This window comes from Dasania sp. GY-MA-18 (assembly GCF_024734385.1).
Lineage (GTDB): Bacteria > Pseudomonadota > Gammaproteobacteria > Pseudomonadales > Dasaniaceae > Dasania > Dasania phycosphaerae.
In genome coordinates this window covers 349,715-361,563 of sequence record NZ_JANHAP010000002.1, presented here as the reverse complement: position 1 = coordinate 361,563, position 11,849 = coordinate 349,715, and the positions used below count along the sequence as shown (strand labels likewise).

General features: G+C 48.9%; 8 protein-coding genes. 3 read left to right on the top strand and 5 right to left on the bottom strand.

Annotated elements, in window-relative coordinates; translation table 11 throughout:
- Window positions 1-32: 32 nt before the first annotated feature.
- Complete coding sequence (locus NO559_RS04020) at window positions 33-353, bottom strand: DUF6763 family protein (protein ID WP_258330503.1); 321 nt, start codon at window positions 351-353, stop codon at window positions 33-35.
- Window positions 354-644: 291 nt separating this feature from the next.
- Here NO559_RS04020 and NO559_RS04015 point away from each other — a divergent pair, with 291 nt between their 5' ends.
- The gene (locus NO559_RS04015; protein WP_258330502.1) at window positions 645-1,766 is read left to right on the top strand and encodes a mechanosensitive ion channel family protein; all 1,122 of its coding nucleotides are present in this window, start codon (window positions 645-647) and stop codon (window positions 1,764-1,766) included.
- Window positions 1,767-1,775: 9 nt separating this feature from the next.
- Complete coding sequence (locus tag NO559_RS04010; protein WP_258330501.1) at window positions 1,776-2,552, top strand: S-methyl-5'-thioinosine phosphorylase; 777 nt, start codon at window positions 1,776-1,778, stop codon at window positions 2,550-2,552.
- 19 nt (window positions 2,553-2,571) lie between these two features.
- Here the strand turns inward: NO559_RS04010 and NO559_RS04005 are convergent, their stop codons facing one another.
- A complete protein-coding gene (locus tag NO559_RS04005; protein ID WP_258330500.1) occupies window positions 2,572-3,507 on the bottom strand; it encodes a peptidoglycan binding protein CsiV in 936 nt (311 codons plus the stop codon).
- Between the two features lie 87 nt (window positions 3,508-3,594).
- Complete coding sequence (gene mfd, locus NO559_RS04000) at window positions 3,595-7,059, bottom strand: transcription-repair coupling factor (protein ID WP_258330499.1); 3,465 nt, start codon at window positions 7,057-7,059, stop codon at window positions 3,595-3,597.
- 213 nt (window positions 7,060-7,272) lie between these two features.
- Between mfd and NO559_RS03995 the strand changes: the two genes are divergently transcribed.
- Window positions 7,273-8,739, top strand: a complete 1,467-nt coding sequence (locus NO559_RS03995; protein ID WP_258330498.1) for a glyceraldehyde-3-phosphate dehydrogenase — start codon at window positions 7,273-7,275, stop codon at window positions 8,737-8,739.
- A gap of 189 nt (window positions 8,740-8,928) precedes the next feature.
- On the opposite strand, the gene NO559_RS03990 is transcribed toward NO559_RS03995, so the two are convergent.
- A complete protein-coding gene (locus NO559_RS03990) occupies window positions 8,929-9,657 on the bottom strand; it encodes a DNA/RNA non-specific endonuclease (RefSeq protein WP_258330497.1) in 729 nt (242 codons plus the stop codon).
- 184 nt (window positions 9,658-9,841) lie between these two features.
- Window positions 9,842-11,581, bottom strand: a complete 1,740-nt coding sequence (locus tag NO559_RS03985) for a dipeptidase (protein ID WP_258330496.1) — start codon at window positions 11,579-11,581, stop codon at window positions 9,842-9,844.
- Window positions 11,582-11,849 lie beyond the last annotated feature (268 nt).

The window sequence follows — 11,849 nt, the reverse complement described above, 5'->3', positions numbered from 1 at the left end:
AGCACTATTCGAGCAAAAAACAGCTGCGGCAATTAAATATCGTCTAGCACGCCATTGATAATATCGGTTTCTATATAGCTCACTGGGCTGGTCCATTCCTCGGGGTGTATGGCTGCGTCAGGATCTAGTGAGTCCTCATAACTAAGCTCATAGGCATTGCGCCAATCTTCGGGCTCCTCTACCTCTAGCAGCTGCAGTTCGTGCCAGTTATCCAGATCAAACTCGCTGATTTCACCATCTACATGCTGTGTTTCTATGGTTTGGCTGACTTCGTCAACGGCAACGACCTCAAAAATGCCCCCACCTTGTAATTCTTTGTACCAGTTGCCAACGCTAGGCATGACATTTCTCATTACTTTTATCCTCATAACTCATGGCTACAACCCAAAAATAACAGTTAATTTTTTACTGTCCAGTGTTATCGAAGTCATGAGATTGCATCCAACACAGCCTTATAATAATTGCAAACATTAAAAAATTGGAGCTGATTCAAAGGCTTAGCTTTTAAGGTAGGTAAATGCTATAAATGCCACCGGATTTTAAGATAGTTATGGTATATAAAAGCCTAGTTACTGGATAAAATTGTATAAATTATTTAGGCTGGGTTTGAATTCAACACATTTAAAAAATCGATAGAGTGAATAATGGATAAAGAATTTTTACAAACAGTACTGGGTCTTTTTCAGTCAGATGACTTCCCCTGGTTATGGGAAGTTTTTGTGGTGGTGTTATTGACCTTGTTTGCCAGCTACCTTGTTCGCTTTTTATTTGCTCGACTGGAGCAGCAGTTTAAAAAAACAGCCAATAAATGGGATGATGCCATTTTTGCTGCTGGCCGCAAGCCCGCCTTTTTGATGGTTTGGTTGCTAGGTGCCAGCTTAGTGCTGGATATATTACGGGCCAAATCCGAGGCCTATATTTTTACCATAGTGGCGCCCGCCAGAGAGGTGCTGGTTATTATCCTGTTAACCTGGTTTTTGGTGCGCTTGGTTAAACGCATAGAGCAGCAGCTGATTGCCGAGGAGGGCACTGAAACACCGGTTGATGAGGCCACTATTTTTGCTTTAGGCAAATTGTTTCGTACCGCTATTATCATTACCGCCAGCTTAATGGTGCTGCAAACCATGGGCTTTAGTATCTCCGGGGTACTGGCTTTTGGTGGTGTAGGTGGTATCGCGATAGGTTTTGCGGCCAAAGATTTGCTGGCCAATTTTTTTGGCGGCTTAATGGTCTATTTGGATAGACCCTTTATCATCGGTGACTGGATACGCTCGCCTGATAAGCAAATAGAAGGCACGGTGGAGTACATAGGCTGGCGTCAAACCCGCATACGTACCTTTGACCAGCGTCCCCTGTATGTGCCCAATAGCACTTTCACCCAGATTGCCGTAGAAAACCCCTCGCGTATGTTAAACCGACGCATTAACGAAACCATAGGTTTGCGCTATGACGATGCCGATAAAGTGGGTGCCATTGTAGCTGACGTTAAAGAGTATTTATTGGCTAATGAAGACATAGACACCGAGAAAACCTTAATGGTTAACTTTAATGCTTTTGCGGCATCCTCTTTAGATTTCTTTATTTATACCTTTACCAAAACCACCAACTGGGTTGAGTACCACAAAATCAAACAACAAGTATTGTTAGATATTTTGGCTATCATAGACAAACATGGTGCCGATATAGCCTACCCAACCTCAACCCTTAAAGTGGATCCCTTGCAGATAGCTCAGCAGGCCGCCTTAAGCGACAGTCAATCTGCATAGGGTCGCACTATGGCTAAGCAAGCAGTGGTCGCCATTATTGGCGGCACAGGCCTTAATGAGTTTGCCGCTGGCAGCCAAGTGCCGGGCGGCAGATCTACCCCCTATGGTGAAACATCCAGTGCCATTATTTGCACACCCTTGTCAGCTCAGGGGGTAGGGCTCAGCTGCCTGTTCTTAGCGCGCCATGGCAACCCCCATGCCATTGCCCCCCACCAAGTCAATTACCGGGCCAATATCTGGGCGCTTAAACAGCAAGGTGTGACAGACATCATCGCCGTCAATGCTGTGGGTGGTATTAACCCGGCTATGACTGCCGCCTGCCTAGTGTTACCTGACCAGCTTATCGACTACAGCTATGGCCGCGAGCAAAGTTTTTTTGATGGCGTGGCTAATCCGCTGCAGCACATAGATTTTACCCATCCTTTTAGTGCCCAGCTTAGTGGCCAGCTGCAAAAGGCCGCCAGCGCGGTTAACATCCCTATACACAGCGGCGGGGTCTATGGGGTAACCCAAGGGCCGCGTTTAGAAACCGCCGCTGAAATCCGCCGTATGGCGCAAGATGGTTGCGATATTGTAGGGATGACCGCCATGCCCGAGGCGGCCTTGGCCAGGGAGTTAGAGATTAACTATGCCAGCTTGTGCTTGGTGGTTAACCCTGCAGCGGGCTGTAGCGAGCAATTAATAACCATGGACGATATCCATGAAGTCATTGATCAAGGTATGGGGCAGGTGAGGGCAGTGTTATCACAGGCGCTACCGGCCATTATTTCGGGCTGCCCTCAGTAGCGGCCAAAACCGGCAGCGCTTATTGGCTGTTATTTTCGCTCACCGCTTCTGGGTTGTAGGGATCTATGCGTATTAACACCCCAAACAAGGGGTGATCTATATAGTGCAGCTCGGCACTGCGCATACGGCGGTGTTGGCGCAGCACGATAGTTTTATCAACCCGGTATTGTTTATCACGCAAATGCGCCAGCTGCTTAGCCAAAAACTGATTGGCGCCCGTCAGCGGGTCGGTTAATGGTGGCAGCTCTAGCTCCGCATTCAAATCATTAAGTTCGGCAACAGACTCTGGGTTTACTGGTGCAAAAGCTAAATCCGTGGCGCTTTGTTCCGGCACGCTGCGTGGCACTGGCGGCAATAAGGGCCAGCTAAGCGGCTGCTCGCCGGCGTTGCTCACAAAGCGGTTTAGCCATAAATCAGTGTGTATGTGCAGGTAGCGCTCTAAGCTAATTTTAATGCTGCCCTCTAACTCAAAGTGGTCATCAAAAGCTTCACCGCCATTAATCGCTATGCTCAGTGATTCATCGCGTTCATTAATTGTTTGCCGCCAGGCTTGATGGAATAAGGGGCGAAAATCATATTGGCCTATAACACTGGCTACCTCTTTATTGAGTAAGCGTTGCTCACTGGGCAGTCTCACAAAGGCCTTTAATGGGGTGGGGTCAATATTCGTTGGGGCCGCCGTCTCAGCATCCAGCACTGCCGCAGGATCATCATTGAGAGTATCGGGCATTATGGCCGCTAAGGGTTCTGATAGGGTGACTATATTGGCCGGATATTTAAGCCCCAGTTCCTGTGGCCATTGCTCGTCTAAGGCGGCGTTAGGGTCATTATTAGCAAATACCAGTACTTCCACCTGATACCACTGCGCAACGGTATCGGCATTATCTTGAGCATTGGCAGTGCTGGCGTACAGGCTGATGGCGATAATTAAAAAAACAATACGGCGGTAGATCATAAAGTTACTTACAGTTATTGTTAAGGGCTATCACTCTACCGCCTTCAAACAATTAAGATCAAGCGGCATTGCGCGTTGACACGGCCGCTAGGCCGCTTTAGGGGCCAGTAATGTGATTAAGTCTTCAACAAATTGAAAACGCAGTTCGCGGTCTTCCAGATCGTCATCAAAGCGCAGGGTGGTGGCCCCAGCTAACTTAAAGGTCGCAGGCTGGCTTTGTACTAACTGCACCAGTTTTAGCGGGTCCACTTCGGTGTTTTCACAAAACTCTAGCTTACCGCCGCTGCTATGGGCTTCAATTTTAGCTATGCCCATATGGTGGGCTCGCAGTTTTAAGCTGCTGGCTCTAAACAGGCTTTTCACTGGCTCGGGCAGCAGACCAAAGCGGTCTATCATCTCTACCTGTAATTCACGCAGGGCCTCATCGGTTTCGGCGCTGGCTATACGTTTGTACAAGGTTAGACGGGTATGCACATCCGGTAGGTAGTCGTCGGGGATGAGGGCGGGCAAGCGCAGGTTAATTTCGGCACCGTGCTCTATGGGGTTTTCTAAGTCTATCTGTTTGCCCGCTTTAAGCGCTTTAACTGCGCGCTCCAGCATTTCCATATACAGGGTAAAACCTATGCTATGGATTTGGCCGCTTTGATCATCGCCCAATAACTCACCGGCACCGCGTATTTCTAAATCGTGGGTGGCCAGCATAAAGCCTGCCCCCAAGTCCTCAGCCATGCTGATGGCCTCTAGCCGTTTTTTGGCATCGCTGGTCATATTCTTTTTACCCGGCGTGAGCAGGTAGGCATAGGCTTGGTGATGAGAACGGCCAACACGGCCACGCAGTTGGTGCAATTGCGCTAAGCCAAATTTATCGGCGCGGTCGATAATAATGGTGTTGGCTGAGGGTACGTCTATACCCGTTTCTATAATGGTGGTGCATAGCAGTACGTTATAGCGCTTGTGATAAAAGTCGGACATCACTTGTTCTAATTCGCGCTCGTGCATTTGGCCGTGACCTATGCCTATGCGTAGCTCTGGCGCTAACTCTTGCAGTTCGCGGGCAACGCGGTCTATGTCTTTGACTTCGTTGTGCAGGTAATACACTTGCCCGCCGCGCAAAATCTCCCGCAGCAGTGCTTCTTTAATCATGCCTTTATCGCGTTCGCGCACAAAAGTTTTTACCGACAAACGCCGTGCCGGTGGGGTGGCGATTATGGATAAATCGCGCATGCCCGACATGGCCATATTTAAGGTGCGCGGTATGGGAGTTGCGGTGAGGGTTAAAATATCTACCTCGGAGCGCAGCGATTTTAGCTTTTCTTTTTGGCGCACCCCGAAACGATGCTCTTCATCGATAATCACTAGGCCCAGGTCGTGATACTTAACATCGTCGTTAAGCAGCTTATGGGTGCCTACTAAAATATCGATTTTACCAGCGGCAGTATCGGCAATAATTTGGCTTTGTTCTTTGGCGGTTTTAAAGCGTGAGATCACCTCTATATTGACTGGCCAATCGGCAAAACGGTCTTTGAATGATTGATGATGTTGCTGGGCCAGCAGGGTGGTGGGTACCAATACCGCCACTTGCTTGTTGTTGTGCGCGGCAATAAAGGCGGCGCGCATGGCGACCTCAGTTTTACCAAAACCTACGTCGCCACACACCAGCCTATCGGTGGCGGTTTTGGCTTGCATATCGGCAATCACCGCTTCTATAGCGCTTTGCTGGTCGGGGGTTTCCTCAAAGGGGAAGGCGGCAGCAAATTGCTGGTAATCCTGCTCGGGGTGGTTGAAGGATTGGCCGGGTCTTGCCGCGCGGCGGGCGTATATATCCAATAATTCAGCAGCGACATCGCGTATTTTCTCTGCAGCTTTGCGCTTGGCCTTAGACCATTGATCGCTACCTAAGCGGTGCAGCGGCGCCATATCCACATCGGCACCGGTGTAACGGCTAATTAAATCCAGCGAGGATACCGGCACATACAGCTTGGCACCGTCGGCGTATTCCAGGGTGATAAATTCTTCGCTAACGCCACCGGCCTCTATAGTTTGCAGGCCGTGATAGCGGCCCACACCATGATCTAAATGCACTACTGGCGCACCTAGGGTGAGTTCGGTGAGGTCTTTAACTATGTTTTCACCGCTATCGCTGGCCTTGCGGCGACGGCGTTTTTGCATCACCTGCTGGCCAAATAATTGCGCCTCGGCAATAACAAACACTTGCTTGCCCTGTACATCATTAAGCCGCAAACCGGACTCTATATTGCCCACAGTAATGGCGATGTTCTGTTCGCCAGCGATAAACTCAGCCCAGTTTTTGCAGCTGCCGGGGCGTATTTTATGCTTGCCTAATAACTCGGTTAGGGTCTCGCGGCGGCCAGCGCTTTCGGCACAAAATAGTATGCGATTATTATCGTCGGCCACTAAGTCCTGCACGGCCGCTAAAGGGCGGCTGGCTTTGTTATCTATGGCTAAAAACGGCGGTGCTGCGGCGGGGAAGTTAACACTGCCTAGTTGCTCTTCTATGGCGTCGCGAAACAGCACAATACGCTGCTGGCCCTTGAGTGCCGAAAATAACTCTTCAGTGGGGATAAACACTTTGTTGGGGGCTAGCAGTGGCCGCTGAGGGTCTATGTTTAAATCTTCATAGCGGCTGTGCAGGTCGCGCCAAAATTGCTCGGCGGCGCGGTCTAGGCCATCAAAGCTAAAAAACAGGCTGTCGTCGGGCAGGTAGTCAAACAGGGTGCTGCAGTGGTCAAAAAATAGCGGCAGGTAATATTCTATACCGGCGGGGGCTATGCCCTGGCTAATATCTTGGTAGATGGGGCAGCGGCTGTGGTCTACGTCAAAGGCCTGGTGCCAGTTGTTTCTAAAATTGGCTATGCCGTCTTTATCCAGTGGAAACTCTTTGCCGGGTAATAGGTTGATCTCTTTAACCTGTTTAACCGTACGCTGGGTCTCGGGGTCGAAGGTGCGCAGGGTATCTATTTCATCCCCCAGCAAATCGATGCGATAGGGCAGCTTGCTACCCATGGGGTAGATATCCATGATGGCCCCGCGCAGGGCAAACTCACCGTGCTCGTATACCGTGTCTACACAACGGTAGCCGCTGGCCTCAAACTTATTGCGCATGGCGGCTATGTCGAAGGTTTGCCCCAGTTGTATTTGCAGGGTGTGAGCATCCAGGTAGCTTTGCGGCAATAGCCTGTGCATCAGGGTGCTAATGGGGATAATTAGCAAGCCCTTGTGCATGTTTTTGAGCTTGTGCAGGGTGGTTAGGCGCTCGGAGATAATGTCTTCGTGAGGTGAGAAGGTATCGTAGGGTAGGGTTTCCCAGTCGGGTAGGTGTAACACCTCTAGGCCGTCACGGTAAAAGCGCAGCTCCTGCTCTAGCTGGAAGGCACTGGCGGTATCGTTGGTGATTAATACTGTTAGGCTGCCACTTTGCTGGGCCGCATTGACCACAGCCAAGCTGCTGGCGCTGCCGGCTAAGTTGCCCCAACGCAGCCTATCGCCGTGTTTTGAGTGGGTAATGGGGGCAAAAATGCTGTGATCAGTCATAAACAGGTTTCTGGCTACAGGGTTACAGGGCTAAAAAGCGGCTATTGTAGCGATAGCCCCAGCAATTTTCATTGCGAAATTGCGCTATTCATAATCTATTCACAAAAGAAATGACGAATATGTTGAGTAAAAGCCACCTAAGCGGTTGAACTTGGGGGGATGAATACAGATAATACGCGCTCATTTTATAGCCCTCATTAAAGGTAACCAGCAGTGACAGCTAACGATGCCAACCGTGAAAGACCCGATGACTATTTTGCCGATTGGAAAGAGCGTGAAGCCCTAGCCGAAGCCATGATTCCATTGGTAGGTAAACTCTATCGTAAAGACAGCGTTAAAACCTACATCTACGGCCAAAGCCTGGTTAACCAATCGGTGCTTGAGATTATGCAAGCCCATAGAGTGGTACGCCAGATTGAAGAAAACGAACTGTCTGAGTTTGAAACCTTCCCGGTAATCAAGGCGCTAGCAGAATTAGATTTGAGCATCGCCCACATAGACGCTGGCCGTATTGCAGTAATGTATGAAGAGGGCCCTAAAGCCCAAGGCGTGAGCGTAGAAGATTTTGTGCGCTCGCAAGTTGAAGACCTAATCAACGCCCCCGCACCAGCTGCCGAGCCACGCGATGTTGTGCTCTACGGTTTTGGTCGCATAGGCCGTTTAATGGCGCGCTTATTAGTAGAAAAAACAGGCGGCGGTGAAAACCTACGTCTGCGTGCGGTAGTTGTTCGCCAAGGCGGTGCCAAAAACGATTTGGTTAAACGTGTTAGCTTGTTGCGTCGCGACTCGGTACACGGCCCTTTCAAAGGCACCATACGGGTAGATGAAGAGCGCAGCTCTTTTATTGCCAATGGTAACGAAGTAAAAGTCATTTACGCTGGCAGCCCCGAAGAAGTGGACTACACAGCTTACGGCATTAACAACGCAATCATTATCGATAACACCGGTATTTTCAAAGACAAAGAAGCGCTATCGCGTCACCTGCGCCCCGGTGCCAGCAAAGTGTTATTAACAGCCCCCGCGGGCGATATTAAAAACATCGTACACGGCATTAACAATGACATCATCGAAGAAACTGACGATATTATTTGTGCTGCTAGCTGTACTACCAATGCGATTTCACCGCCATTAAAAGCGATGAACGATAAGTTTGGCATAGTGTCAGGCCATGTAGAAACCATACACGCCTACACCAACGACCAAAACCTGATAGACAACTACCACAAAGCCGACCGTCGTGGCCGCAGCGCACCGTTAAACATGGTAATCACCTCTACTGGTGCTGCCAAAGCGGTGGCCAAAGTATTGCCCATTATGGAAGGTAAGCTAACCGGTAATGCGATACGGGTACCCACACCTAACGTATCTATGGCCATTTTAAAACTGACCCTAGCCAAAGAAACCACGGTAGACGAAGTTAACGAATACATGCGTCACATCGCCTTGCATTCACCACTGCGCAAGCAAGTGGATTACTCTAACTCGCCTGAAGTAGTATCTACCGATTTAGTAGGTTCACGCCACGCATGCATCTTCGATAGTGAAGCCACTATCGTAAACGGCAACCAGGTTATTATGTACTGCTGGTACGACAATGAGTTTGGTTACAGCTGCCAGGTACACCGTGTGCTAGAGCAATTGGCCGGTGTTGATTACCGGGTATATCCTAAGGAAGATTAATCTTCTTTTTTCGTAAAGGGGCCAGACCTGCACAGCAGCCTTGGCCCCATTGCTCGTCACTCTGAACTTGATTCAGAATCAAAAAAAACCGTACTAGTTGCGGTTTTTTTATGTCTGTTTTATAAGTTTTATAAAGTGCAGTCTGGCTGCTGTTGAAAGAATCAAGCAGCGCGCGCTCAATTAAGCAGCTTAGCGCCACATAGCCCGAACTTTATTTTTTTCTTTATCAATAAACTGACCTAACAAATTATCCCATAAGGTAATGCCAGCGCGTTGCTCTATATGTGCAGTAGATACGCGATAGTTGCCAATTGAGCCAGTCAGTTTTTTATTAGGCATTTCAAAGGCCCACATTTTAAGCCTGCCACTATTTTCTTCTGTAAGTACGCACTTAAAAAAATGACTAGGTATAGGCACTTTTATGCCATTTTTATCATTCTCACCGATAAATTGTATTGAGTGTGTGAAATCAAAAATCGGCCCGCATATGACATAAGTTTCTAGCACGGATGACTTAGCATCTAGCTTGCGCACAGCTGATTCCAGTTCGCGCCATATTTGGCGGTTAAGTTCCTTTTTTTGGGGCGACATATTAGACAGCAAAAAGGTTTCACTGTTTTGTATATGTGTATCATTTTGGTTTGCACTAGCCACTAAATGACCTCTATCGTAGCCACTGCCAGTGTAATCACTAAGATCAGCTCTAAAACGTTTAGGGATGCGGTAATCTGGCCTAAAATTATTTAAACGCTCGATTGTACTCATGACTTTTTTATCTGGGTCTACAATCTCCAGCGCCCACTTAGCCTGTCTAAAATAATAAGAATAACCCACCACATAGTTGCGGTTAATGATAATTTGGTCAGCAGCGGGGCAGCCGTAGCGTGTTTCGGCTTTTAAAGAATATAGATCCAGCATAATTAACACTCCTTTTAATTATTATGGTCAGGCTTGCGAGGTGGTTATATAAAGCCGTTCATCAGTATAGGCTATGGTAAGTAATTAGAAAGATTCTGGCACAGTCATCCCGGACTTGATCCGGGATCTATAGCAACATGGGCCAGAACCGCTACGCAGATCTAACCCCGCAAGCATGCAAAGCTTACAGCTGCTCCATGCTGCCCAGCCTCACCATCATCTCCGTCACTATGCGCAAGTCCAGCATAAACTGCTCCACCCGCTTAAACTCATTGGCATTGTGGCCAGTGTATTTTTCGTCATCACGAGCTAAGCCAAACTGCACCCCATTGGGTAAGTCGTGTATAGAGGTGGCGCCGCCAGAGGTGCCAAACTTGCGTTCCAGTCCCAGGTTTTCGGTGGCGATATCCAGCAGGGCGTTTACCCATTTGCCTTCGGGGCTGCGATACATGGGTTTACGCTGGCTGTGGCTGTAACTCATATTAATACCGCTGTTGGCCAGCCAGGCATCCAGCTTGGTTTTAACTTCCTGCTTCAGCTGCTCGGTGGGCTTACCCTTTGGTGCGCGCAGGTTAACCGCCAGCTGTAACTGCTTGTCGTCCAGGCTAATAAAAGTCAGCGCCATGGTGAGCGGCCCCATAAAGTCATCGGCAAAATCTACCCCTAAGCGTTTGCCGTAAAAATCTAGCCCGAAGTTTTCAGCGGCGTATTGCGCGGCGTCGGTAATATGATTTTCAGCCAGCCCCAATGCTTGTTTATGGTTGTGTATAAACAACAACATGCGCGATACCGGATTAACCCCAGAGGCGGGGTCGGAAGAGTGTGCAGAAACACCGGTAAGCACTAGTTGTAGTTGCTCGCCTTGTAAGCTGCTGGCCATGGCGAAATTAGAGCCATTGTCGGCAACAAATTTTTTGGCTAAGGCATCAACTTTCGCTTTAAATTGCGAATTGGCATTGGTGAGCATAACTACTGATTTAGCGGGTATTTGATTGGTTGCTAAGCCGCCGGTAATGCTGTTAACCACTACACCTTGGCCGCGAGCTTTACGCACAGGAAAGCTGGCCATTAACGTGCCATAACCTTTTTCGGCTATCACCACCGGGTAGCCGCCGTCTAAGGCCAGGTTGTATTCAGGGGTAGGGTAGCGCTGTAAATAGTAGGGGATGGCGGTGCCGTCTGACTCCTCGGTAGTGTCTACTAGCAAGCGCATAGTGTTAGCCAAAGTAATGCTTTCCTCTTTAATAACACGCATGGCGTAAAGCGTGGCGACTATACCGTTTTTATCATCCTCGGCACCGCGGCCGTATAAGCGGCCATTAATTTCGGTGAGCTTAAAGGGGTCTAGCTGAGTGCCGTCTTCTAGCACCCAATCTGCCGGGTTAACCGGCACTACATCGGCATGGGCGTGCAGGGCAATATTTTTACCACCATTATTGTCGGGCAATGTAATTTCAAAAGCGCGGTCATCCACATTGTTAAATTGCAGGCCAAAGCTAGTTGCAATGCTTTCTAACTTCGTGCCCAGCTCTTTCATGGCGGGGCTTTGGTGTGAGGGTATGCCCTCAGTTTTAAAGGTGGGTATGGCCACCAGCTCGCGCAGGGAGGTTATGGCCTCGTGGCCGTATTTGAGTTGGGCGTAAATGCCTAGTAGCCTAAATAGCTGTTGCTGCTGAGTAGGTTTGAGCGGCGTGCTATTTAAATAATGTTTGATTGCCGGTTTGAGGTGTTTGTATTTACCGCCATCATGCACTAACTGCAAAAATTGGCTAAAGCTAGCCAACGCAGCTTGATGCTCACTAGTGGCATAACGCGCCACGATATCATTGGCTGTTTTGGTATTGATATTAACGGTGGTGGCTTGGCTGTAAGCGGCGCTGAGGCATAGTAGGCCGCTGATTAGCAGGGTGTTGATATATTTCATGCAGTTTCCCATTGAACTTGTTGGCTGTGATCCATTGCGCAAGTGTTGCAAGTGCATAATATAGACGAGCTTAAGTTGAAAGTCCGTAATTGTAATCCATCGTTAGGGGCCTTGTGTTCAAAAACCTAGATTTTGGGGGGAGGCGATATGAGTAAGGTGTGCGTTGTGCGGCCATATGTAGTAGGGATTAATACTGCGGGGCGGGAGGGGGGGGGATGTTTACTAAGCCCTCCTATGTTGTGCGTAAGATGTTGTCAGCAATGAGTGC

Coding starts and splice junctions, on each gene's coding strand:
- NO559_RS04020 (WP_258330503.1), bottom strand. CDS start 353: ATGAGAAATGTCATGCCTAGCGTTGGCAACTGGTACAAAGAATTACAA.
- NO559_RS04015 (WP_258330502.1), top strand. CDS start 645: ATGGATAAAGAATTTTTACAAACAGTACTGGGTCTTTTTCAGTCAGAT.
- NO559_RS04010 (WP_258330501.1), top strand. CDS start 1,776: ATGGCTAAGCAAGCAGTGGTCGCCATTATTGGCGGCACAGGCCTTAAT.
- NO559_RS04005 (WP_258330500.1), bottom strand. CDS start 3,507: ATGATCTACCGCCGTATTGTTTTTTTAATTATCGCCATCAGCCTGTAC.
- mfd (WP_258330499.1), bottom strand. CDS start 7,059: ATGACTGATCACAGCATTTTTGCCCCCATTACCCACTCAAAACACGGC.
- NO559_RS03990 (WP_258330497.1), bottom strand. CDS start 9,657: ATGCTGGATCTATATTCTTTAAAAGCCGAAACACGCTACGGCTGCCCC.
- NO559_RS03985 (WP_258330496.1), bottom strand. CDS start 11,581: ATGAAATATATCAACACCCTGCTAATCAGCGGCCTACTATGCCTCAGC.